The sequence below is a fragment of the Cognatishimia activa genome (genome assembly GCF_017798205.1).
In the GTDB taxonomy this organism is placed as follows: domain Bacteria; phylum Pseudomonadota; class Alphaproteobacteria; order Rhodobacterales; family Rhodobacteraceae; genus Cognatishimia; species Cognatishimia activa_A.
On record NZ_CP060010.1, the window covers coordinates 1,652,085 to 1,674,384 of the forward strand.

At 57.5% G+C, this 22,300-nt stretch carries 22 protein-coding genes; 14 read left to right on the forward strand and 8 right to left on the reverse strand.

Annotated elements, in window-relative coordinates; translation table 11 throughout:
* The first annotated feature begins 38 nt into the window (after positions 1–38).
* A complete protein-coding gene (pncB, locus tag HZ995_RS08000) occupies positions 39–1,331 on the forward strand; it encodes a nicotinate phosphoribosyltransferase (protein ID WP_209355156.1) in 1,293 nt (430 codons plus the stop codon).
* On the opposite strand, the gene HZ995_RS08005 is transcribed toward pncB, so the two are convergent.
* Positions 1,328–2,293, reverse strand: coding sequence for a GlxA family transcriptional regulator (locus HZ995_RS08005; RefSeq protein WP_209355157.1), 966 nt, complete (start codon positions 2,291–2,293; stop codon positions 1,328–1,330). The two genes, pncB and HZ995_RS08005, sit on opposite strands and share 4 nt — an antisense overlap.
* 95 nt (positions 2,294–2,388) lie before the next feature.
* A complete protein-coding gene (locus tag HZ995_RS08010) occupies positions 2,389–3,384 on the reverse strand; it encodes an asparaginase (protein WP_209355158.1) in 996 nt (331 codons plus the stop codon).
* A 227-nt stretch (positions 3,385–3,611) separates the two neighbouring features.
* On the opposite strand from HZ995_RS08010, the gene HZ995_RS08015 reads away from it, so the two are divergent.
* Positions 3,612–4,082: an invasion associated locus B family protein gene (locus HZ995_RS08015; protein ID WP_245168803.1), complete on the forward strand. Its 471-nt coding sequence runs from the start codon at positions 3,612–3,614 to the stop codon at positions 4,080–4,082.
* Positions 4,083–4,085: 3 nt separating this feature from the next.
* Here HZ995_RS08015 and HZ995_RS08020 read toward each other — a convergent pair whose 3' ends face one another.
* The gene (locus HZ995_RS08020) at positions 4,086–4,388 is read right to left on the reverse strand and encodes an antibiotic biosynthesis monooxygenase family protein (RefSeq protein ID WP_209355159.1); all 303 of its coding nucleotides are present in this window, start codon (positions 4,386–4,388) and stop codon (positions 4,086–4,088) included.
* Between the two features lie 130 nt (positions 4,389–4,518).
* Here HZ995_RS08020 and rlmN point away from each other — a divergent pair, with 130 nt between their 5' ends.
* Both rlmN and HZ995_RS08030 read left to right on the forward strand, forming a co-directional pair.
* Positions 4,519–5,706 (forward strand): 23S rRNA (adenine(2503)-C(2))-methyltransferase RlmN, encoded by a 1,188-nt coding sequence (gene rlmN / locus HZ995_RS08025; RefSeq protein ID WP_209355160.1) that lies wholly within the window; start codon positions 4,519–4,521, stop codon positions 5,704–5,706.
* Positions 5,707–5,823: 117 nt separating this feature from the next.
* Positions 5,824–6,213 carry a hypothetical protein gene (locus tag HZ995_RS08030; protein WP_209355161.1) on the forward strand — a complete coding sequence of 130 codons (390 nt, stop codon included), beginning with the start codon at positions 5,824–5,826 and terminating at the stop codon, positions 6,211–6,213.
* Here HZ995_RS08030 and HZ995_RS08035 read toward each other — a convergent pair.
* Positions 6,197–7,039, reverse strand: coding sequence for a TIGR00730 family Rossman fold protein (locus HZ995_RS08035; protein ID WP_209355162.1), 843 nt, complete (start codon positions 7,037–7,039; stop codon positions 6,197–6,199). The two genes, HZ995_RS08030 and HZ995_RS08035, sit on opposite strands and share 17 nt — an antisense overlap.
* A 177-nt stretch (positions 7,040–7,216) precedes the next feature.
* Here HZ995_RS08035 and dapD point away from each other — a divergent pair, with 177 nt between their 5' ends.
* On the forward strand, positions 7,217–8,044 hold the full coding sequence (gene dapD, locus HZ995_RS08040; RefSeq protein ID WP_209355163.1) for a 2,3,4,5-tetrahydropyridine-2,6-dicarboxylate N-succinyltransferase: 828 nt from the start codon (positions 7,217–7,219) through the stop codon (positions 8,042–8,044).
* Here dapD and HZ995_RS08045 read toward each other — a convergent pair.
* Positions 8,041–8,328, reverse strand: coding sequence for a DUF6525 family protein (locus HZ995_RS08045; protein ID WP_209355164.1), 288 nt, complete (start codon positions 8,326–8,328; stop codon positions 8,041–8,043). The two genes, dapD and HZ995_RS08045, sit on opposite strands and share 4 nt — an antisense overlap.
* Positions 8,329–8,437: 109 nt before the next feature.
* On the opposite strand from HZ995_RS08045, the gene HZ995_RS08050 reads away from it, so the two are divergent.
* The 7 genes from HZ995_RS08050 (at position 8,438) to HZ995_RS08080 (ending at position 15,655) form a co-directional block, all read left to right on the forward strand.
* Positions 8,438–8,803 carry a hypothetical protein gene (locus HZ995_RS08050; protein ID WP_209355165.1) on the forward strand — a complete coding sequence of 122 codons (366 nt, stop codon included), beginning with the start codon at positions 8,438–8,440 and terminating at the stop codon, positions 8,801–8,803.
* A gap of 140 nt (positions 8,804–8,943) precedes the next feature.
* Positions 8,944–10,089, forward strand: coding sequence for a succinyl-diaminopimelate desuccinylase (dapE, locus tag HZ995_RS08055; RefSeq protein ID WP_209355166.1), 1,146 nt, complete (start codon positions 8,944–8,946; stop codon positions 10,087–10,089).
* A gap of 2 nt (positions 10,090–10,091) precedes the next feature.
* Positions 10,092–10,508, forward strand: coding sequence for a GNAT family N-acetyltransferase (locus tag HZ995_RS08060; RefSeq protein WP_209358210.1), 417 nt, complete (start codon positions 10,092–10,094; stop codon positions 10,506–10,508).
* A complete protein-coding gene (locus HZ995_RS08065; protein WP_209355167.1) occupies positions 10,505–11,089 on the forward strand; it encodes a TIGR04282 family arsenosugar biosynthesis glycosyltransferase in 585 nt (194 codons plus the stop codon). The genes HZ995_RS08060 and HZ995_RS08065 overlap by 4 nt, the downstream gene beginning before the upstream one ends.
* A 31-nt stretch (positions 11,090–11,120) precedes the next feature.
* Positions 11,121–13,376, forward strand: a complete 2,256-nt coding sequence (gene rnr, locus HZ995_RS08070; RefSeq protein ID WP_209355168.1) for a ribonuclease R — start codon at positions 11,121–11,123, stop codon at positions 13,374–13,376.
* Positions 13,377–13,540: 164 nt separating this feature from the next.
* On the forward strand, positions 13,541–14,236 hold the full coding sequence (locus HZ995_RS08075) for a helix-turn-helix transcriptional regulator (RefSeq protein WP_209355169.1): 696 nt from the start codon (positions 13,541–13,543) through the stop codon (positions 14,234–14,236).
* Between the two features lie 87 nt (positions 14,237–14,323).
* A complete protein-coding gene (locus HZ995_RS08080; RefSeq protein ID WP_245168623.1) occupies positions 14,324–15,655 on the forward strand; it encodes a lytic murein transglycosylase in 1,332 nt (443 codons plus the stop codon).
* Positions 15,656–15,669: 14 nt separating this feature from the next.
* Here the strand turns inward: HZ995_RS08080 and HZ995_RS08085 are convergent, their stop codons facing one another.
* Positions 15,670–16,524 (reverse strand): phosphotransferase, encoded by an 855-nt coding sequence (locus HZ995_RS08085; protein ID WP_209355171.1) that lies wholly within the window; start codon positions 16,522–16,524, stop codon positions 15,670–15,672.
* A 50-nt stretch (positions 16,525–16,574) separates the two neighbouring features.
* Positions 16,575–17,630, reverse strand: coding sequence for a saccharopine dehydrogenase (locus HZ995_RS08090; RefSeq protein WP_209355172.1), 1,056 nt, complete (start codon positions 17,628–17,630; stop codon positions 16,575–16,577).
* Positions 17,631–17,815: 185 nt separating this feature from the next.
* On the opposite strand from HZ995_RS08090, the gene polA reads away from it, so the two are divergent.
* Together polA and HZ995_RS08100 are read left to right on the forward strand one after the other, a co-directional pair.
* The gene (gene polA / locus HZ995_RS08095) at positions 17,816–20,623 is read left to right on the forward strand and encodes a DNA polymerase I (protein ID WP_209355173.1); all 2,808 of its coding nucleotides are present in this window, start codon (positions 17,816–17,818) and stop codon (positions 20,621–20,623) included.
* Between the two features lie 142 nt (positions 20,624–20,765).
* Positions 20,766–21,695 (forward strand): DMT family transporter, encoded by a 930-nt coding sequence (locus HZ995_RS08100; protein WP_209355174.1) that lies wholly within the window; start codon positions 20,766–20,768, stop codon positions 21,693–21,695.
* Here HZ995_RS08100 and HZ995_RS08105 read toward each other — a convergent pair.
* Entirely contained in the window at positions 21,686–22,267 is a 582-nt protein-coding gene (locus tag HZ995_RS08105) for a DUF1285 domain-containing protein (RefSeq protein ID WP_245168624.1), read from the reverse strand. The two genes, HZ995_RS08100 and HZ995_RS08105, sit on opposite strands and share 10 nt — an antisense overlap.
* Positions 22,268–22,300: the final 33 nt, after the last annotated feature.

Genomic DNA, 22,300 nt, shown 5'->3' on the forward strand with positions numbered 1-22,300 from the left:
GCTGCAAACTCCTCCCAAAGCATTTCCCGGAGACCCCTATGGTCGACATAGCCACCCGCGTCTGGACCCATAAGTGGAAGATTGACCCGATTGTGAGGTCCCTGATCGACACGGATTTTTACAAGCTCTTGATGTGCCAGAGCGTGTTTCGCAATCGGCCTGACACGCAGGTGCAGTTTTCTCTGATCAACCGAACGACCTCGGTGCCCTTGGCAGATCTCATCGACGAAGGCGAGCTGCGCGAGCAACTCGATCACGTGCGCTCTCTGTCGCTTAGTCGCGGTGAAAGCACCTGGCTAAGGGGCAATACGTTTTACGGCAAACGCCAGATGTTCCGACCTGACTTTATGGAGTGGTTCGAAAACCTGCGCCTGCCGGCCTATCATCTGGAGCGGGTCGGGGATCAATATGAGCTGACCTTTGAAGGCACGTGGCCCGAGGTGATGCTCTGGGAGATCCCCGCGCTGTCGATCCTGATGGAGTTGCGGGGCAGGGCGCTGCTGCACTCGATGAAGAAGTTTGAGATTCAGGTGCTTTATGCCCGCGCCATGACCAAACTCTGGGAAAAGATCGAGGTGCTGCAGAAGGTCGACAACCTGCGGATCGCGGATTTTGGCACCCGGCGGCGTCACAGCCACCTCTGGCAGGATTGGGCGGTGCAAGCCATGTGCGAGGGATTGGGGGAAAAGTTCGTCGGCACGTCAAACTGCCTGATCGCCAAGCGCCATGATCTTGAGGCCATCGGCACCAATGCGCATGAATTGCCGATGGTCTATGCGGCTTTGGCCGAAGACGATGCGGAACTCGCGCAGGCGCCCTATCAGGTTCTGGCTGATTGGCACGAAGAGCATGACGGGAACTTGCGGATCATCCTGCCTGACACCTACGGCACCGAGGGCTTCTTGGCCAAAGCTCCGGATTGGCTTGCAGGCTGGACAGGTATTCGCATTGACAGCGGAGACCCCGCAGGCGCCGCTGAGATCGCCATCAAATGGTGGAAGGACCGCGGTGAGGATCCGTCTCAAAAGCTGGTGATTTTCTCGGACGGTTTGGACGTGGAAAAAATCGCAGAGCTGCAGACGCAGTTCCAAGACCGCGTGCGCGTGTCCTTTGGCTGGGGCACATTGCTGACCAATGATTTCCGCGGGCTGACGCCGGGCGATCAGCTCGCACCGTTTTCCTTGGTCTGCAAAGCGGTTGCCGCCAATGGTCGCCCGACGGTGAAACTTTCGGACAACCCGAACAAAGCAATGGGCCCGGCGGATCAGGTCGAACGCTACAAGCGCGTGTTTGGCGTCGGCGTGCAGGAACGCAGCGAAGTTCTGGTCTAATCTTTCTCAGGATCACCGCGCAGGCGATGGGGCGAGGTGCCAAACCGCGCGCGGAACAAGCGCGAGAAATGGCTGGCGGTATTGAACCCGCAGGCGACGCCCACAGCCGTCACGGTCATATTGGTCTGCAACAATAGCTGCTGCGCCCGCTGCAGCCGCAGGTCGGTGTAGTATTTCTTGGGTGTCGCACTCAGATACCGGCGGAACAGGCGTTCCAGCTGGCGTGTCGAGATATTCACAGTCTTGGCCAGATCCGACGGGCGTAAAGGCTCTTCAAGATTGGTTTCCATCAACGCCAGAATTTCAGAGAGCTTCGGATGGCGGAAGCCCACGCGGTCTGCGGCCTGAATACGGGCGGAATGTTGGATGACGCGAATGCTGGTGTAATTCAAAAACCCAGCGACCAGATTAGCCAGCTTTTCAGATCTCAGTTGCGAGATATGGAACAGCATCAGATCAATCGCCGAGGTGCCGCCCGATGAACAATAGGGCGACGCGCTTGAGGTGAAGGTGTACTCGGTCAAATCGACCTCGGGGAATTCTTCCATGAAGGCTTGGCGCTTTTCCCAATGAATGGTCGCGCGCTTGCCGTCCAAAAGGCCCGCCTTGGCCAGTACATATGCGCCGGTATAAAGCGCGCAAAGCGTTGCGCCGATCCTTTCCGCTTTGCGCAGAAATCCCGAGACCGCGGAAAGGTTCTGACGCTCTACATCGTCTCCGGTCACAAGCACGACAAAGTCTTCGCGTTGCGGTTCATCCAAGGGGCCATCGATGGGAAAACTGCCGCCCAGCGCATCCGTCACGGGCGTGCCGTCTTCGCTGAGCACACGGATCTCGAAAGGCGCGCCTTCGCCGTGCTTATTAGCAAGCTGCAGCACCACTAATGCATGCGTAAAGGACAGCGCGGAATATCCGGGCATCAAAATGAAAGTGAAACGAGGTGTTTTTGTCCCTGCCGTCATGTCGTTCTTTTTGGGTGGCGCCCCTGAACAGGACGCTGCCGAGTTGGTTTGACTGTTGGGATTACCCTAACGTGAGCTTTTGCAATTCCAAATGGTTAATTCAAAACAGCTGCGGGCCGCATGTGGCCGGTCGACCAGCCGTTGGCGTTCTTGATGTCCCAATTGATATAGCGCTGGGCATGCGGATGCGCCGGATCAAGCGCACCAAGTTTCACGAGGATCGCCGCGATGGCGCATTCTGCGGCGCGGGTGGAGCCATCGGTGATCTTGAGCGCGACACCCAGTTTTTGTTCTGGCAGGATTGCGATGAAAAAGGCCTCGGCCCCGGTTTTGACCGCGATCTTGTTGCCTGCAGCATTGATCAGCCGTTCACAGGCGCGCCCCTCAGCGGAAATCAGAACCGGGTATTTCGCCATCGCGCGGTGAATGCGATAGGCAGCGCGGTTGCGCGCGTCCCCTTCGGGATTGGCCCCAGCAAAGAAGCCCATAGCCCTTGCCATCCCCACAAGGCTCACCGCGTGGTTGGGCGCGGAGCAGCCGTCGATACCAAAGCCGGGGCTGGTCTCGCCCGTGACCTCCTCAAACGCACTCAGGCAGGCTTGCTGCACAGGGTGTTCGATCTCGATATATTCCGAATGCCCGCCAAGGTGTTTGTTCAACGTCAGAAAGCCTGCGTGTTTGCCCGAGCAGTTGTTGTGAAGCTGGCAAGGTGTCTCACCCGCGAGCAACATCGCGCGACGGCTTTCCTTGTGGCTGGGTTCATGGCTGCCACACCGCAGGTCGGCTTCGCTCAGGCCAAGGTCAGACAGCCAGGACGCCACGCTTTCTGTGTGGATCGGTTGCGCCCCATGCGACGCGCAGGACAGCGCGATTTGCGCCTCGGTCAGTCCAAATGCATCCGCCGCACCGCTTTCCACCAATGGCAAAGCCTGCAGCATTTTTGCAGAGCTGCGCGGCAGTACGATCTTATGGGGATCTCCCCAGGCATGAACGATTTCGCCCTGTGCATTGCAGACAACCGCATCCCCGTAATGGATGCTCTCTAGAATTGGGCCGCGTGTGATGTCGACCAAAGGCACGAATTGGGTCATGGTAACCTTCAATTTATGGCAAATTACCGCCAACGGGGCTTTATCCAGACGGTACAATCAGAGTAGTGTAGCTGCATCGAGAAGAAAATGCCTGCGCTGATAAAAGAAACAAGTGGCGGTGGGCGCGGTTGAGGATAAGCCAAGGCTTGGAGGCTGGCGATATGGGATTTGCAAAGATGCGCGGAGTGATTGGTGGGGCGTTTTTGGGCGCAGCATGTGTGTTTGGCATGCAGGCGGCGGCTCAGGAAAGTACGAACCAAGTGGCAGCCAAGACCGACTGGAGCGTGTTTGAGGATGTGAACCCAAAGGAATGCTGGGCTGTTTCTACCTTTAAAGAAAGCGTGAACACCCGCGACGGCGCGGTGGTTGCTGTGCGCCGCACGCAAACCCTGTTGATGGTATTCTACCGTCCAGAGGCGGGCGTGCGCGGGCAGGTGGGCTTTACCGGCGGCTATCCGTTTAAATCTGGCTCGACGGTTAATCTGAAAATCGACAACGACAGCTTTGATCTTTTCACCGAAGGCGAATGGGCATGGCCCTCTACTGCCGACGAAGACGCCAAGATCGTGGCCGCCATGAAGCGTGGCAAACAGGCGGTTCTGGTCGGTGTCTCGGGTCGCGGGACGCGCACCCAAGACACATTCTCTTTGTTGGGCTTCACCGCGGCTGTAGACGACGCGGGCAAGCGTTGTAGCTAAAGCTCAGGTCGTGGCCTGTACTTCATAGTGGGTCATGACCATGGTGCTTTCGTCGAGCACCTCAACCAATCCCATAAGTTCTGGAAATTTGGCCGGGTTGAAATTTTCAGCGGCCTTTTTGGCATGCGCCATGCTTTGCCATTCCACCAGATCGAGGAACTCTCCGTCCTCAGTCACAGCAATCTTGCGCGACAGAAAGCCGGGTTGGGCTGTGGCGAAGGACTGGCTGTCGTGCCACGCCGCGACGGCGGCTTCGACAGTGACACCGGGTTTCGTGCGATAGCGGACGGTTTCAAGAACGGGCATGGGGCTCTCCTGTGTATGTTGCAGTCCTGAGCCTCTCATAGCGTCCCGTCAACCAATGACAGCTGCGCAAAGCGTTGCATTTCGCTATAGTTCGTGTATCTGACGCCTCTGATTTCCCGGAGACCAAGCCATGTCCGCCAGCGCACCGATCACGCAGGATGTTATGACCATTCCTCGCAAGACCCCCGAAGGGGGCAAGATCAACCTCGTCGGGTTGACGCGGGATCAGCTGCGCGCGGTGTTGATTGAGCACGGCACAAAGGAAAAGCAGGCCAAAATGCGCGTGGGGCAGATCTGGCAATGGATCTACCAGTGGGGCGTGCGGGATTTCCACGAAATGACCAATCTGGCGAAATCCTATCGGGCCGAGCTGGATGCGAAATTCGTGATCGAGATCCCAGAGGTCGTGAGCAAACAGGTCTCAACCGATGGGACACGGAAATATCTGGTGCGGATCGCGGGCGGCCATGAGGTCGAGGTGGTCTATATCCCTGAGGATGATCGCGGCACTTTGTGTATTTCGTCTCAGGTTGGCTGCACGCTGACCTGCTCCTTCTGTCACACGGGCACGCAGAAACTCGTGCGCAACCTGACGGCGGGAGAGATCGTCGGCCAGGTCATGATGGCGCGCGATGATCTAGAGGAATGGCCTGTGCCGGGCGCACCTAAGGACGAAACGCGCTTGCTGTCCAATATCGTGCTGATGGGTATGGGCGAGCCGCTCTATAATTTCGAGAACGTGCGCGACGCGATGAAGATTGCGATGGACCCAGAAGGGATTTCCCTCAGCCGCCGTCGTATTACGCTCTCGACCTCTGGAGTGGTGCCCGAGATCGCGCGGACTGCTGAAGAGATCGGTTGTCTCTTGGCGATTTCTTTCCACGCAACCACCGATGACGTGCGCGATGTCTTAGTGCCGATCAACAAGCGTTGGAATATCGAAGAGCTGCTGGGCGCGCTGGCGGCCTATCCTAAGGTGTCAAATTCCGAGCGGATCACCTTTGAATATGTGATGCTCGATGGGGTGAATGACACGGATGAGGACGCGCATCGTCTTATCGATCATATCAAACGCCACAATATTCCGGCCAAGATCAATCTGATCCCGTTCAACGAATGGCCCGGCGCGCCCTATAAGCGGTCGTCGAATAACCGGATCCGAGCTTTTGCAAATATCGTCTATCAAGCTGGCTACGCGAGCCCGATCCGCAAGACGCGCGGTGATGACATCATGGCGGCCTGTGGTCAGTTGAAATCAGCGACCGAACGCGCGCGTAAATCTCGTAAGCAGATCGAGGCGGAAGCAGGCCTTAAGTAGCGCATCGCTCTGTTCCAAGCGCTCTTTGCACCAAAGAGAACGCGTCAGCGCCCGATGCGGGTTCACGGAAACTTAACCAAGAGTCGCTTTGCTGTGGCTATGGGAAAAGTCTCTGTCATGTTCAAATTGGATCAAACGGTGCTGGACGCGCTTGAGGCAGAGGCGCGTTCGGATCGCTCGACCATCGCCGACATCTTGCGCGACGCAATCCGGCGTGACCTGCGCCGACGAACCAAGGGCAAGTCCGCGCCGACCTATGACCCCAATGTGGTCGCAGCTATGCAGCGCCTGTTGTCGCGGGACTTTGCAATGGCCTCTGGCTGGCAGGACCTGCAGGATCGCATCCACGAAAAAGGCTATGCTTTGCGGGCCTCAGGCGGCGGGCTCGCTGTCTTTGATCCCACAACGCAGAAACGCATGGCCAAAGCCTCGCATTTCGGCACCTCGGCCCATATGCTCGCTCGCCGCTTTGGCGAGGAGTACCCCGAGATTATCGTCCCGGGATAGCGTCACGCTTGCCAGTCGCGCCCCAGTTTTCAATCGCCTCAACGGCCTCTTGCGCGGTTTCGACAAATTGGAAGAGCTCCAGATCATCCGCCGAGATCGTACCCGCATCCGACAGGGCCTCCCAATTGATGATCTTTTCCCAGAAGGCGCGGCCAAAGAGCAAGAACGGCACGCGTTCCATGCGGCCTGTCTGAATAAGGGTCAGAGCCTCAAACAGCTCGTCCATCGTGCCAAACCCGCCCGGAAACACCGTGATCGCCCGCGCGCGCATCAGGAAATGCATCTTGCGGATCGCGAAGTAGTGGAAGTTGAAACAGAGCTCGGGCGTCACATACTCATTCGGCGCTTGCTCATGCGGCAGCACGATGTTCAAGCCAATCGACTTGCCACCCGCATCCACCGCACCGCGGTTGCCTGCTTCCATCACGCCAGGCCCGCCGCCGGTGACAATCACGTTCTCATGCCCGCCGGTTTCCATGGACTTCAAGGTCATCAGCCGCGCGAATTCACGCGCCTCGTCATAGAACTCTGACAGATCCGCCAAAGTCTGCGTGCGCGCCTGATCTTTCTTGGAGGGCTCAGGAATGCGCGCGCCGCCAAACAGAACAATCGTGCTTTCGATCCCCTGTTCGTCCTGAAGCATTTCAGGTTTCAACAGTTCCAGCTGCAATCGAACCGGCCTTAGCGCGTCCTGACACAGGAAATCGTCATCCGCGAAGGCCAGACGATAGGCTGGATGCCGCGTCTGGGGCGTATCGGGCACGTGTTTGGCCGAGCTGCGGTCCGTATGGGCATCACGAAACGGGGTGCGGGGATCTGTGGTCATGAAAGGGTCCTGCAACAAAATACTCTTCTTTGTGGTCAAGCTAGCCGTTGGCCGCATCTGTGACCAGCCACAACCGCGCGATGTCGCAATTCCTGCGATAAACGCCCGATTCTGCGGGTGACGCCGCCTTTGGCTTTCGCTATCAAGGCGCAACTTTATTTGATCGGAGCGACTCTCATGTCCAATGCACAGCTCGAAACTGCCATCGAAGCCGCCTGGGAGGCGCGCGACACCATCACGCCCGCAACCACAGGCGAGACCCGTGAAGCCATCGAAGACACCCTGAACGCGCTGGACGGTGGTCAGCTGCGCGTCGCAGAAAAGCTGGATGATGGCAGCTGGCACGTGAACCAATGGGCCAAGAAAGCAGTTCTTCTGGGCTTCCGCATCAAAGACATGGAAGAGCAATCTGGCGGCCCTCAAGGCTCTGGCTGGTGGGACAAGGTCGACAGCAAGTTCAAAGGCTGGGGCGAGAACCAATGGTCTGCAGCGGGCTTCCGCGCGGTGCCGAACGCTGTTGTACGCAAATCTGCCTTTATCGCGCCTGGCGTGGTTCTGATGCCGTCTTTCGTGAACCTGGGTGCTTATGTGGATGAGGGCACCATGGTCGACACTTGGGCCACCGTTGGTTCTTGCGCGCAGATCGGGAAGAACGTGCACCTCTCTGGCGGCGTTGGCATCGGTGGTGTTCTGGAGCCCATGCAGGCCGGTCCAACCATCATTGAAGACAACTGCTTTATCGGCGCGCGCTCTGAGGTGGTCGAAGGTTGTATCGTCCGCGAAGGTTCTGTTCTGGGCATGGGCGTCTTTATCGGTCAGTCCACCAAGATCGTGGATCGTGAAACCGGCGAAGTCATGTATGGCGAAGTGCCGCCTTATTCGGTGGTCGTTGCGGGTTCCATGCCATCCAAGAATGGCATCAACCTATACTGCGCGGTGATCGTGAAGCGCGTGGACGAAAAGACTCGGTCCAAGACTGGCATCAACGAGCTTCTGCGCGACTAAGCGCTGCGCAAATCGTCAATCGGATAGGACGCGCCCCAGACCTCGGGCGCGTCTTTTTTCATTTTCGAGACCTCGCAGTGGGTAAGGTAGCTGAGCGCCGCGTCTCGATTGCCATTGTGTTTGCTGAGAGCCTTGTGCCAGAGCCTGAGGGTCGATTTCGCAGACCACGGCAGATCAGCGCTCGCCAGCCATTTGCGCAACTCGCAAGGCAAACGGTCAAACTCTGCCATAGGCTGGGCAGAGCGCCGGTTTTTTCGAAGGCTGGTGCGGAGGTTCTTGGTCATCAAACTCTGTCGTTCTACGGAGAGTGGTATATGTAATGTCATAACATACAAGCGCAAGCCCGTTTCCGGGTCGCTTGACATTTGCGCGCACCGCGCACAAAGCAGACCCATGGATAAGCCACGTAAAAAACCCTCTCGTCAGCAGGCGTTCACGCTTTTGGTTCAGGTCGGTCGCAAGGATGGCGACGGGCTGCCGGAGGGAGCGACTGGAGGCGCCTTGATGATCTATGCCTCCGGCGTGGATGAGGCTGAGGCGGTGCGTGAAACCGTTGCGATCCTCAAGCAAGCCGATCTGGCTCCTTTGGATGTGACCGGCTATGGCACATTGGCCGAGCGCGAGGCGCAGGGGCATGAGATCCACGATGACGAGCGTGCGTTGATGCAGCGCGCTTTGGATGAAAATTCTGTGGTGGTGGCCCAGATGACGCCGTTCTTTAATGGCGAAGAAAGCACTTCGGACGAGGTCGAGCACTAGGGGCGCTGCCCCTCGGGTGCAGGATCTGACAATCCTTCCCCCTCACCCCGGGATATTTTTGGCAAGAGAAAGTGCGAACGGTCTGTTTGCCCTTTTGGTCAAAGCGCGTTACCCAATGGCCAAAGCACATGAGGTCTCGCATGACACAGATTGATCCAGCCCAGCTTACAGCAGATCTTATCCGCTGCCCGTCAGTGACACCCGAAGAGGGCGGGGCCTTGGTTTTGCTCGGAGATATGCTGACCCAGGCGGGTTTCGATGTATCGCGTGCCGACCGTGGTGAGGTGAGCAATCTGGTGGCGCGTTGGGGTGCCAAAGGGCACGCAAAGACCTTTGGGTTCAACGGCCATACAGATGTGGTGCCTGTGGGGGATGAGGCCGCTTGGACGGTCGATCCTTTTGGCGCCGAAATCAAAGACGGCATCATGTACGGGCGTGGCGCGACGGATATGAAGTCCGGTGTCGCGGCCTTTGTGGCGGCTGCAATTGATCTGGTGCAAGACACGCCGCCGGATGGTGCGATTCTCATCACAGTGACAGGCGACGAAGAAGGCCCTGCCTTGCATGGGACAACAGCTATTCTGGATCATATGGCTGAGGCGGGCGAGAAGATGTCCGTCTGTCTTGTCGGGGAGCCAACCTGCCCTGAGACCATGGGCGATATGATCAAAATCGGCCGTCGCGGCTCGATGACGGCATGGTTCACTTTCCATGGCAAGCAGGGGCATTCCGCCTATCCGCATCGCGCGCGCAATCCGCTGCCCGCGATGGCAAAATTGATGGATCTGATGGCCTCGCACCAACTGGATGAAGGGACCGAGCATTTTGACGCCTCCACAGTGACCGTCGTGACCATGGACACCGGCAATGAGGCTACCAATGTGATACCGGCGGAATGTTCGTCGGCCGTCAACATTCGCTTTAACGACGCGCACACTGGGGAAAGCCTGACCAATTGGATGCAAGAGCTTGTGCAGCAGGTGACCGATGAAACCGGTATTCTGATCGAAATGGCGGTCAAGGTTTCTGGTGAGAGCTTTATTACCCCTCCGGGCGAATTATCGGAGCTGGTCAGCAAAGCTGTCGAAGCTGAAACGGGCATTGTGCCCGAGCTTTCGACAACAGGCGGCACGTCGGATGCGCGTTTTATCAAGGCGCATTGCCCCGTGGTCGAGTTTGGCCTGGTGGGCAAAACAATGCACCAGGTCGACGAAAACGTGCCCGTTGCGCAAATTCATCAGCTCAAATCCATCTATAGCCGGATCCTCAAGGATTATTTTGCGTGAGTTTGCTGATCGAGCGCAGCACGGATCTAAAGACCTGCTTGGCCTTGCGCCACGAGGTCTTTGTGATCGAGCAGAATGTGTCCTTGGAAGAAGAGCAAGACGGGCTCGACCCCGAGGCCGTGCATTTTCTAGCCAGCATTGATGGAGCGCCCGTTGGCACCCTTCGGATTTTGATCAAAGGCGATACGGGTAAAATCGGGCGTATCTGTGTGGTGCAATCTGCACGGGGTACGGGCTGTGGCGCAAGTCTCGTGCGCTCGGCTTTGGCCTATCTGAGTACTGTGCCGGATGTCACGTGCGCCATGCTTGGGTCTCAAGAGCATGCCATTGGATTTTATGAACGTCTGGGCTTTGTCGCCTTTGGGCCAACCTATATGGACGCAGGCATTCCACATCGCGATATGGAGAGACTGATATGACGCCGACACTCGTTGTCATGGTCAAAGAACCGCATCCCGGACGCGTCAAAACCCGTTTGGGTCGCGATATTGGGCTGACATCCTCTGCCTGGTGGTTCCGCCATCAGGTCGCGGGTTTGTTGCGACGGATCGAGGATCCGCGTTGGCAAACCGTCCTGGCGGTTGCGCCCGATGTGGAAGGGTTGAAAAGCCGTGTCTGGCCCGAACATTTACCGCGGGTACCGCAAGGATCTGGCAATCTGGGCGATCGCATGGCACGCGTATTTCGCACCATGCCGAATGGGCCTGTTTGCATCATCGGCGCGGATATTCCGGGCATCACACGCGCGCGGGTGGGCGAGGCCTTTAAGGCGCTGGGCAATCATGATGCGGTTTTTGGACCTGCTCCTGACGGTGGTTATTGGCTCGTCGGCATGAAACGCCAGCGTCCTGTACCACCGTGTCTATTTGAAGGCGTGCGCTGGTCGACGGACACGGCCTTGGCGGACAGTGCCACCACCATGAAAGGCCTGTCGATTGCTCATGTGGCAACGCTGCGGGACGTGGACACCTTGGCCGATCTCAAGTCACTTTCTCGGTGACGCCCCAATCCTGCCGTGATAGGCGGCAGATATGCAGATGCCGACAAAAGAAGAGGTCCTTGAGTGGATCTCTGACAATCCGACCCTCACCAGCAAACGTGACATCGCCAAAGCCTTTGGCATCAAAGGCGCTGCGCGGATCGACCTGAAACGTCTGTTGCGAGAGCTTGAGGCCGAGGGCCATCTGCAAAAGCGCAATAAAACCTATCGCGATCCCGACAAACTGCCGCCTGTGAGCGTGCTGCAGGTTTCCGAAGTCGACAGCGACGGTGATCTCTTTGCCCGCCCGATGGAATGGCAGGGCGAGGGGGCAGAGCCGCGCATTCTGATGATGCTGAAACCCAGCGATCCAGCGTTGGGGCCGGGGGATCGCCTGCTGGCGCGGCTAACTGAGGTTTCGGGCGAAGATCACGCCTATGAAGGCCGCCTCATTCGGCGCATCGGTACGAACCCGAGGCGGGTTTTGGGCGTCTTCCGCAAAACGTCAGAAGGCGGACGGATCCTGCCTATCGACAAGGGCGACGACAAACAGTGGCAAGTGCCCGAGGGCGCTGTGAATGGCGCCAAAGATGGTGAATTGGTTGAGGCCGAACAAGCCGGACCCAAATCCCGTATGGGCTTGCCCCGCGCGCGGATCGTGAACCGGCTCGGAGATCCCACTGCACCCAAAGCGGTGTCGCTGATTGCGATCCATCAACATGGCATTCCCGATGACTTCCCGGATGAGGTCATTGCCGAGGCGGATGCGGCTAAGCCCGCAGGCCTCGGAGATCGCACGGACTTGCGCGAGATGCCTCTGGTCACCATCGACCCCGCAGATGCGCGCGATCACGACGATGCCTGCTGGGCTGAAGCCGATGATGATCCCAAAAACCCGGGCGGTCACATCGTCTGGGTCGCGATTGCCGATGTGGCGCATTATGTGACGCCCGGATCAGCACTGGACCGAGAGGCCAAGAAGCGCGGCAACTCCAGCTATTTTCCGGATCGCGTTGTGCCCATGTTGCCGGATCGTCTGTCGGGGGATCTCTGCTCGCTGCACGAAGGCGTGCCACGTGCCTGTATGGCGGTGCGGATGAAACTCGACGCCAAGGGCCACAAGATCTCGCATCGGTTCATGCGAGCCATGATGAAATCCGTGGCCTCGCTGAATTACGAAGAGGTGCAGGCCGCGCAAGAGGGCAATCCGAACGAACGCTGTGCCGCCTTGATGGGTGACGTGATTACGCCGCTCTATGCGGCCTATGAAGCGACCAAAATCGCGCGTGCTGAACGTCAACCTCTCGAGTTGGATCTGCCGGAGCGCAAGGTCGTACTAACGGACGACGGCGAGGTCGCGTCGATCAATTTCCGAGATCGACTAGATGCCCACCGCCTGATCGAGGAATTCATGATCCTCGCCAATGTTGCGGCCGCCGAGACCCTGATCGCGAAAGGCGCACCGCAGCTGTTCCGTGTTCACGAAGAGCCTGCGCCTGAGAAACTCGACAGTCTGCGCGAGGTGGCGCGGGCCTCTGGGTTCAACTTGGCCAAAGGACAGGTGCTGAAGACGGCGCACCTTAATCGGCTATTGAACGAGGCTGCTGGCTCTGATGAGGCCGAACTCATCAATATGTCGACGCTGCGCTCCATGACGCAGGCTTATTATTCGCCACAGAACTTCGGGCATTTTGGCCTGTCGCTGCAGTCCTATGCACATTTCACTTCGCCCATTCGCCGCTATGCCGACCTGATTGTGCACCGTGCTCTGGTTGGGTCGCATGGATGGGGCGAGGATGGTTTGTCGCCACAAGACATTGAAAATCTGGAAAAGACCGCGAGTCATATTTCTGAGACCGAACGCCGCTCGATGCTGGCGGAGCGCGATACGACGGATCGTTACCTCGCAGCCTATCTGAGCGAGCGGTTGGGCAATGAATTCACCGGCAAGATTGCGGGTATTGCCAAGTTTGGGGTCTTTGTTCGGCTGGATGAAACTGGCGCTGATGGCCTTGTCCCGATGCGAGAACTTGGCCGCGAATATTTCAATTTCGACAAAGGCAGCAATACGCTGGTGGGCTCGGACACTGGGCAGGTCATTCACCTTGGCCAGCGAGTCGTGGTGCGACTGGCGGAGGCTGCCCCTGTGACCGGTGGTGTGGTGCTCGACTTGTTGGAAATCGACGGCAAGAAACCAAGCCAAGGTTCCAAGCGCGGGCGAGGGCGACCTGTGAAGCGCAAAGCCTCGTCTCACAAGAAACGAGCCGCCAAGACAGCACGTAAGGTGTCTCGGAAGCGCCGCAGCTAGGGGCTTTGCCCCCTTGGCCTTTGGCCAATTCCCCCAGAGTATTTGGGCAAGATGAAACCACGCCCTTTCATCTTGCTAAAAATACTCAATCCAAAGGTTTGGATTAAGCGCACCGCGCGAGGCTCTTGCCAAAAACTGTCAGGGTGGCGCAGTATCAACGCCCTATGTCCCGTACCACGCGCCTCTTTCAATTGATGCAAGCCTTGCGTAGCCTGCCCAGCCCCGCCACCGCACAGGGGTTGGCGGATGAGATGGGTGTCTCGATCCGGACCATCTATCGCGATATCGACAGTCTGCGCGGGCTTGGCGCCGTGATCGACGGCGAGGCGGGTTTTGGCTATACGCTAATAGAAGACGCAGCGTTGCCGCCGCTAGGGTTTGAACCCGAAGAGCTGGAAGCCTTGGTTCTGGGATTGAGAGAGGTCATGGTTGTCGGAGACCCGGCGCTGGCTCAAGCCGCAAATGCCGCTTTGGCAAAGTTGAAAGCACGCCTGCCATCGGCTCAGGCCAATCGCCTGCAGCATGCGGTTTTGACGGCGCAGCGTTGGGAACGCCCACCTGAGCCGGGAATCGACGCCAGCGTTCTTCGCAAGGCTGTTTGGGATGAACGGCGCATTCATTTCTCTTATAGCGATGCCGAAGGCGCAAAAACTCGCCGAGAGGTGGATCCGCTGAGTATCGTCTACATGCAAATGAGTTCTTGCCTTTTTGCATGGTGCCATTTGCGCAAAGATTACAGGGTGTTTCGCCTGGATCGCATGCAGGATCTCGAAGTCTTGGACGCATCTTTCCGTCCAAACCGGGTACGTATGTTGCGGGAATACATGGAAATTCTGCGGCAACAGGATGCCGAGCATTAGGTCCAACCGATAGAATTCTTTCTACTTTCGCATATTCGGGGTAGTCTGGCTGCAATAAGTCTCAGGTGAAACTGAATGAGGCGAGCAATGCGTAAGTTGTTTTTTGGTTTGGCGGGATTGGCCGCGTTTATGGGGAATCCGGCTTTGGCCGAGGCACCCACCAGCTCACTGCGCCCCGTGGCGCGTGTGGACATCTCAGAAGTCAAACTCGCTTCGGCCTCATTCTTGCCAAGCTCCAAACGACCCGTGGTTCGTCCAGGCCTCCAACGCATTTCGGCTGGTGACACAAAACAGATCAGCGAAGTGCGGTTTCAGGGGTGGATCAAACGTTTCAAGAATCGTGCCAAGCGGAACGGGATTTCGCAAGCGACTTTGGATCGTGCCTTCAAAGGCGTGACGTATAACGCCTATGTCATCGATAAGGACCGCAATCAGAACGAGTTCACCAAGACCGTTTGGGAATATCTGGACAGCGCCGCCTCTGAAACGCGGATCAAGAACGGCAAAGCGGCTCTGCGGGATCATCGCCAAAAGCTGGATGCGATTGAACGCAAATATGGCGTCGAGAAAGAAGTCGTTGTCGCGGTTTGGGGCCTTGAAAGCGCCTACGGGACATTCAAAGGTGATATCCCCGTGATCGAAGCGCTTGCGACTCTGGCCTTTGATGGCCGCCGAGGTAAATTTTTTGAAGCGCAGCTTTTGGCCGCTTTGGAGATCCTTCAGGATGGCCACACCAGCCCCGCCAACATGAAAGGCAGCTGGGCCGGCGCGATGGGGCATACCCAGTTTATCCCGACGTCCTTTCAGTCCTTTGCCGTTGATTTTACCGGAGACGGTCGCCGCGATATCTGGTCAGATGACCCTTCTGATGCTTTGGCGTCGACGGCAGCCTATTTGAGACGCTCGGGCTGGACCAAAGGCCAGCCTTGGGGTGTAGAGGTCAAGCTGCCGACGTCGTTTGACTACAAGCTTGCCAATCGCAAAATCACCAAAGCGCCAAGCGAATGGGCGCGTTTGGGGGTTGTCGGGCTGGACGGAAAGCCCGTGCGCAATTTCGGAGAGGCCGCTGTTCTTCTACCCGGAGGACATCAAGGCGTGGCTCTTTTGGTCTTTGACAATTTCGCAGCCATTGAGAAATACAACACCGCGGATGCCTATGTGATTGGCGTCGGTCACCTCAGCGATCGCATCACTGGCGGGGGGGCGTTTAAATCTGGCTGGCCTTATGGCGACCGAGCCCTGACCTTTGATGAGCGCAAAGAGCTGCAACGTCGGTTAAATCAACGCGGACACGGAGACCTGAAAGTCGATGGCCTGATCGGTCCCATTACGATTGACGCGGTGCGGTCCTATCAGCTCGGGCGGGGATTTGTGCCAGACGGCTATGCGTCGTTCAATCTGTTGAAGGGCATGCGCTAAGGTTTCACCCGCGCTCATCCCTTCAACGCAGCGACTTCGGCCTCGTAGCCCGCTGCATAGTCCGGCGTGCCTTGTTCGACTTTCCAGGCGCAATAGGCAGCCATTCGGTAGTGATAGGCGGGCGCGAGTGATCGATAGCGCGCTTCATGCTGCGGTATACAGGCGAGAAACCCATCCAGTTCCTCTGCGCTCAAGGCCGAGCCACGATAGAGCCCCTGCATCGCCGGAGACACAAAGATCGCCATGTCCTCGCAAGGGTCTCCAACGCCGGGGCATTGCCAGTCGATCAAATGCAGGCCTGCTTCATTCGTGATCAAATTCCCGGGCACCATGTCGCAATGAAGCAAAACGGTTTCATCTGTCGGGGGCACATCCAAAAGGGGCCGTAATTCAGAGAGCTCGATGTGTTGGTGACACCGGCTGAGGATGTGATCCGCATGCTCCAGGATCTCGGCACTCCCGTTTGGGATCCGCCTGAGCCCAGAAGGCACGGGCTGCGCATGAAGTTTCCGCATCATGTCGGCGACTTCAGCGACGTTCTCACGCCAAGGATCCCCCGGAATTGCGTGATAAAGCGTACAATATCCCTCGGGTGCATCGAACTCGGTGACCAATTCCGGTGCGATCCCAAGACCTGCGAGATGCCGCAGCATCAAACTTTCGGCCTGGGCATCGTTGGGAAAAAGCGGATTGCCGCTTGCCGCGCGATAGAGCTTCAGAACCAGACACTGATCTTCACCAGCCACTTGCCATGTCGTGTTGGTTCGACCTCCGAACAGCACCGACCAATGTCCATCCACAGTCCAAGGCTCAACTTCCGACACAATGTGCCGAAGCTGTGCAGAAGGAAGTGGGGCGGTTTGGATCACTCTATTGCTCTCTTGGCTGGAATTGGAACGAGCTAGACCTTTGGGAAACCCTAAAGCATCGTGATGTGCTTTTGAAATTCCGCCAAGGCGCGGGTCCAGACAGGCCCGCTCAAATCACCCACAGTTTGCAAGGTTGGCAGTAGCTGTGCGGCATAGTCCTCAGAACTTTCAAGAGGCAAAAGCGATGGCAGATTGTCGATGGCCATAACGTCCAGGACAGGTGCTTGCGCGACGCGCAAAACCGGTGCGCTCCAAGAGGTGGCTCGGTCGTAGATCGGTATTGGATTGAAAGCACTGTCAGGATCGCAGGCCACATCTCCAATGACGCTCAGTTGCCTCTGGGCTGTCAAAGCATCATGCGGTACGAAAACCGGCGTCCCCTCTCGGGCGAAGATCGAATTTACAAAAATATCATGCGCCAGAATTTCGGGGAATGGGCCGCCGTGGGCGGTCTCTTCAATGTCCCAGGGCGTGACATTACACCCGAGCGCCGCAAGCAGATCACTGGCCCCACTGCCAACACGCCCTTTGGCACCAATCACGATTGAGTTGGGCCGCGTATCACCGATATCTGCCAATCGCGCGTTCAGGTCTGCCAGCAAGGTATCTTTGTTTTCATAGGCCGAAACTGGCCCGCAAATATCGCCGGTCTGTTGGCTTATCCATGCCATCACGCTGACAGCTGCGCCAGCATAGCCAGCCCAATAGCCAAAGGCTGCCACGCGCCGCCCTGTCTCATCTACAAGGCTTTCCAGATCGAAGAGTGTGCCACCGCCTGCCCTAAACCGCTCCAGTAGAATGCGACCCGAGGCCTGACCCTTATAGGCATGGCCAAAAAGAATATGTTTATGGGTCAAGGGTGTACCGTCCTCAGGCAACTCCTTGAGGCCAAAGATCACAGCATCAGATGGGGCCGACGGCCAAGAGGCAAAATCGGCCACGTCACAGCCTGCTTGCATATAGGGCTCCAATGGAATGACCCGCGTCGGGCTCTCTTCGACGGTGACGTGCATGCCGCGTGCGATCAGGGATTTCGCACCCTCAGGGGTAAGCCCGACCCTTTTTTCGTTGTCCCGTTGCTCTGCCCTCAGCCAGATATGCGCCATGACAGACTCTCCTATTCGCAATGCCCAGATCGCACTCTAACTCCAAGGTCGCTACTGTACAGAGCCGCCGTCTTCATCTTGCCAAAAATACTCAAACACCCGGTTTCGGCAGGAGCCGCAATTTCGGCTCTTTCTAAGGGGGCGGCCCCGTGGCAAAAGACATGAGGACGGCAAGGAGACGCGACATGGGTGAACAGGCGAAATTCGGCAAAGGATGTCATCTGCATCTGATCGACGGCTCGGCCTTTATCTTTCGCGCCTATCACGCGCTTCCGCCTTTGACGCGGAAATCAGATGGCCTGCCGATTGGCGCAGTGGCCGGCTTCTGCAACATGCTGCATCGCTATGTTGAGGGCAACACTGGGCCGGATGCCCCAACCCATGTGGCCGTGATCTTTGACCACTCCGGCAAGAGCTTCCGCAATGACCTCTATGATCAATATAAAGCCAACCGTCCGCCCGCGCCTGAGGATCTGCGTCCTCAGTTCCCGCTGACCCGCGACGCCACGCGTGCCTTCAACATCGCCTGCAAAGAGATCGAAGGCTTTGAGGCCGACGACATCATCGCGACTCTCGCCTGTCAGGCACGCGATGCGGGCGGGCGCTGTACCATCATCAGCAGCGACAAAGACCTCATGCAGCTTGTCGGCGATGGGGTCGAAATGCTCGACGCGATGAAGAACAAACGCATCGACAGCGACGGCGTGGTCGAGAAATTCGGAGTTGGCCCGGACCGTGTCGTGGATGTACAGGCCCTGGCCGGTGACAGCGTCGACAACGTGCCCGGCGCGCCCGGAATTGGCGTGAAAACCGCAGCCCTTCTGATCAATGAATACGGCGATCTCACCAGCCTCTTGGATCGTGCCGAAGAAATCAAACAGCCCAAACGTCGTCAGACCCTGATCGACAATCGGGCCCAGATCGAACTGTCGCGCCAGCTCGTGCAACTTGATTGCGAGATGGAGCTGGATTTCAGTCTGGAAAGCCTTGAAGTACAGGATCCAGACCCAGAAACTCTGATGCATTTCCTCGCTGACATGGAGTTCCGCACCCTAACCAAGCGCATTGCCGAACAGCTGGGCGTCGAGGCTCCAGTCATCGCCGAAGCCGCGCCTGCGAAAACGGAAGCGGCAGCGCCGGATGAGCTGCCGTTTGATGTCGAGAGCTATACCTGCGTGTCCGATGCTGCCGCCTTGAACGAATGGGTCGCCAAAGCCCACAAGCGGGGCTGGATCGCGGTGGATACCGAAACCACTGGCCTTAACGAAATGCAGGTGGATCTGGTTGGGATCTCGCTCTGTGTCGAGGTGGGTGAGGCCTGCTACATCCCGCTCACCCACAAAAAAGGCGCGAGCGATGATCTCTTTGGCAGCGATGATCTGGCCGAGGGGCAGATGGGTCTGAACGAGGCGCTCGATATCCTGAAGCCGATGTTAGAGGACCCGGCGATCATCAAGATCTTCCAGAACGCCAAATACGATTGCAAGATCTTCAAACGCTATGGCGTCTCGGTTGCACCGGTCGATGACACGATGCTGATGTCTTACGCGATGAATGCAGGCGAGCATAACCACGGGATGGATGTGCTGAGCGAACGCTACCTCAGCCACAATCCGATTTCGATCAAGACGCTTTTGGGCACAGGGAAATCCGCGATCACCTTTGACAAGGTGCCGCTTGAGGACGCTGTGAAATATGCGGCAGAGGACGCCGACATCACTCTGCGCCTTTGGCAGAAATTCAAGCCGCAACTGCATCAAAAACAAGTCACGACGGTTTACGAAACCCTCGAACGCCCATTGGTTTCGGTGCTGTCTGAAATGGAGATGCACGGCGTGCTTGTCGACCGGGATACCCTCAGCCGCATGTCCAATTCCTTCGCTCAAAAAATGGCGGGATTTGAGGCCGAGCTGCATGAGATGGCGGGCAAACCGTTCAACGTACAAAGCCCCGCGCAAGTCGGGCAGATCCTCTTTGAAGACATGGCGCTTGAGGGCGGCAAGAAAACCAAAACCGGTCAATGGTCCACCCCAGCCGATGTGCTCGAAGACCTCGCGGCCACGCATGATTTCCCCGCGCGTGTTTTGGACTATCGCCAGCTACAAAAGCTGAAATCCACCTACACGGACGCGTTGCAGGATCATATCGACCCGGATACGGGCCGCGTGCACACGTCTTACTCTCAGATCGGCGCGAACACGGGCCGCTTCTCGTCCAACGATCCGAACCTGCAAAACATCCCCGTGCGCACCGAGGAAGGCCGCCGCATCCGCGAAGCGTTCGTGGCCGCAGAGGGCAATAAGCTGATCAGCCTAGACTACAGCCAGATCGAACTGCGCATCCTCGCGCATATTGCGGGTATCGATACCCTGAAACAGGCCTTCCGCGATGGTCATGACATCCACGCAATGACCGCCTCCGAGATGTTTGACGTGCCGCTGGATCAGATGACCCCTGACGTGCGCCGTCAGGCCAAGGCGATCAACTTTGGCGTCATCTACGGGATCTCGGCCTTTGGTCTGGCGCGCAATCTGCGGATCCCGCGGGGTGAGGCACAGGACTTTATCAACCGTTATTTCGAACGCTTCCCGGGCATCCGCACCTATATGGACGACACCAAGGCCTTCGCGAAAGAGAACCTCTATGTGCAAACGCTCTTTGGGCGCAAAATCCATATGCCGCAGATCAATGCCAAGGGTCCGCATGCCGGATTTGCACAACGCGCGGCCATCAACGCGCCGATCCAAGGGACGGCGGCGGATATCATTCGCCGCGCCATGGTGCGCATGCCTGAGGCGATCAAAGATTTGCCGGCCAAGATGCTTTTACAGGTCCACGATGAATTGATTTTTGAGGTGTCCGAGGACGCGGTGGATGAGACGATCAAGGTCGCGCGTGACATCATGCAGGGCGCAGCAGAACCAGCGATCAAACTCGATGTGCCGTTGGTCGTAGACGCCGGCATCGGCGACAACTGGGCCGAAGCACATTAGAACATCCCGATTTCTTTAAAAGAAATCGACGTCGGATCCTTTCAAAGGATCCGCGGCCTGAAAACGACTCCTGGTCGAAAATGGAACAGACGGCCTCGCGAATTAGAACGACACTCGGCGCGTTGCGATTTGGGAGATTCGCATGGCCGTTGCACATCATCACTATGAATTGAGCCCCGCACTGATGCTGCGCGGGAACGCCTTGGGGCTGTCCTCGATGCTGATCTGGTCGATGGCATTTCCGGCCGCTGACCTCCTACTCAAATCCTGGGACCCAATGGCGCTGACCCTGTTTCGTTTCGTGCTTTCGGTCCTTTTTCTGATCCCGATTTGGATCATGATCGAGGGCTGGCAAAAGGTGCGTAGCGCCCCGTGGCTGCGCGGCATTCTGATCGGAGGCCCGACCTTTGGCATCGCGCCATATCTGCTGCTGGTGTCCCAAGATCTGACCTCTGCGATTACGGCGGCCATTCTGGCCTCGACCCTGCCGATTGTAAGCACATTGCTCGAAGTGATTACCGGAGAACGCAAGTTGCGCATCACTTTCGTTCTGGGCCTGGCGCTTTCTGTTGTTGGTGCGATCGTGGCCACCGGGCAGATTGAAGCGGTCTCGCTGGGGTGGGGCGCATTGGCAATGCTGGGATCTGTGGTCCTTTTTGCGGTTGGGAGTTATCTGGCGGTTCGCAATTTCCCCGAAGTTACGCCGCTTGGCCATGCAGTCTTGCCCCTAGTGGGCGGGCTGATTGTGACGGCTGCGATTTATATTGGCATGATTGCCTATGGTCTCGATGTGATCCCACGACATCAGATCGGCTCGACCGAGATCGTCTGGCTTGTGATTTACGCCCTCGCAGGCCTCGCGATTTCACAGCTGTTGTGGGTGGCGGCTGTCGGCCAGATCGGCGTCGCGCTTGCCTCGTTCCATATCAATGCGACACCGTTCTATGTCATGATCCTGATGCTGTTTCTCGGGGCCTCCTGGGATTGGCCAGCCGCAATCGGAGCCTCGATTGTGATCCTTGGTGTGGTCGTGGCCCAATTGCGCCGCCGCGGGCGCGTGGTTCAGTCCTGACTAAGGTGCTCTGCAGGCATCATGGGAAAAAAGGCGCCCATTGACGTGATCCCAAACATCACCGTCGCGTCGACCTTCTGTTCGTGGCCCAAGTCTATCAAACGGTAGAATGTCTTGCGGTCCAGGCGCGCTTCAAGACCTGCGCGCACCATGACATAGACGGATGGCTCCTGCGTTACCGGATCGCTAGTGAAGCGGATCGGATGGCCTTCGTCCGCTAATACCACGTCTCCGACATGGGTTGTGAAACGCAGAGACTGCGTTCTGCCGTCCTCGGACGCATCGATGTCTAGGGCGACAAACGGGGCATCCTCAACGGTGATCCCGACTTTCTCAACAGGGGTCACCAGAAAGTAATCCGCGCCCTCCTTCTTCAGAATCGAAGAGAACATCCGGACCATTTCCGGCCGATTGATCGGACGGCCTTCGTGGATCCAAGTTCCGTCCCGTTTGATCTGCATATCAAGATCGCCGCAAAACGGCGGGTTCCACAGATGCACCGGTGGCAAGTCTTTGCCGTTTGCAGCCTTTTGCGCCTGCTCCAGCCCGCCTTTAGACAGATTTACACTCATTTGTGACGTCATTCTTTTTGCCATTTGCGCTGC

Bases quoted from the DNA above. Each gene is read 5' to 3' on its own strand.
- pncB (WP_209355156.1), top strand. From the start codon at position 39: ATGGTCGACATAGCCACCCGCGTCTGGACCCATAAGTGGAAGATTGAC.
- HZ995_RS08005 (WP_209355157.1), bottom strand. From the start codon at position 2,293: ATGACGGCAGGGACAAAAACACCTCGTTTCACTTTCATTTTGATGCCC.
- HZ995_RS08010 (WP_209355158.1), bottom strand. From the start codon at position 3,384: ATGACCCAATTCGTGCCTTTGGTCGACATCACACGCGGCCCAATTCTA.
- HZ995_RS08015 (WP_245168803.1), top strand. From the start codon at position 3,612: ATGCAGGCGGCGGCTCAGGAAAGTACGAACCAAGTGGCAGCCAAGACC.
- HZ995_RS08020 (WP_209355159.1), bottom strand. From the start codon at position 4,388: ATGCCCGTTCTTGAAACCGTCCGCTATCGCACGAAACCCGGTGTCACT.
- rlmN (WP_209355160.1), top strand. From the start codon at position 4,519: ATGTCCGCCAGCGCACCGATCACGCAGGATGTTATGACCATTCCTCGC.
- HZ995_RS08030 (WP_209355161.1), top strand. From the start codon at position 5,824: ATGTTCAAATTGGATCAAACGGTGCTGGACGCGCTTGAGGCAGAGGCG.
- HZ995_RS08035 (WP_209355162.1), bottom strand. From the start codon at position 7,039: ATGACCACAGATCCCCGCACCCCGTTTCGTGATGCCCATACGGACCGC.
- dapD (WP_209355163.1), top strand. From the start codon at position 7,217: ATGTCCAATGCACAGCTCGAAACTGCCATCGAAGCCGCCTGGGAGGCG.
- HZ995_RS08045 (WP_209355164.1), bottom strand. From the start codon at position 8,328: ATGACCAAGAACCTCCGCACCAGCCTTCGAAAAAACCGGCGCTCTGCC.
- HZ995_RS08050 (WP_209355165.1), top strand. From the start codon at position 8,438: ATGGATAAGCCACGTAAAAAACCCTCTCGTCAGCAGGCGTTCACGCTT.
- dapE (WP_209355166.1), top strand. From the start codon at position 8,944: ATGACACAGATTGATCCAGCCCAGCTTACAGCAGATCTTATCCGCTGC.
- HZ995_RS08065 (WP_209355167.1), top strand. From the start codon at position 10,505: ATGACGCCGACACTCGTTGTCATGGTCAAAGAACCGCATCCCGGACGC.
- rnr (WP_209355168.1), top strand. From the start codon at position 11,121: ATGCAGATGCCGACAAAAGAAGAGGTCCTTGAGTGGATCTCTGACAAT.
- HZ995_RS08075 (WP_209355169.1), top strand. From the start codon at position 13,541: ATGTCCCGTACCACGCGCCTCTTTCAATTGATGCAAGCCTTGCGTAGC.
- HZ995_RS08080 (WP_245168623.1), top strand. From the start codon at position 14,324: ATGCGTAAGTTGTTTTTTGGTTTGGCGGGATTGGCCGCGTTTATGGGG.
- HZ995_RS08090 (WP_209355172.1), bottom strand. From the start codon at position 17,630: ATGGCGCATATCTGGCTGAGGGCAGAGCAACGGGACAACGAAAAAAGG.
- polA (WP_209355173.1), top strand. From the start codon at position 17,816: ATGGGTGAACAGGCGAAATTCGGCAAAGGATGTCATCTGCATCTGATC.
- HZ995_RS08100 (WP_209355174.1), top strand. From the start codon at position 20,766: ATGGCCGTTGCACATCATCACTATGAATTGAGCCCCGCACTGATGCTG.
- HZ995_RS08105 (WP_245168624.1), bottom strand. From the start codon at position 22,267: ATGAGTGTAAATCTGTCTAAAGGCGGGCTGGAGCAGGCGCAAAAGGCT.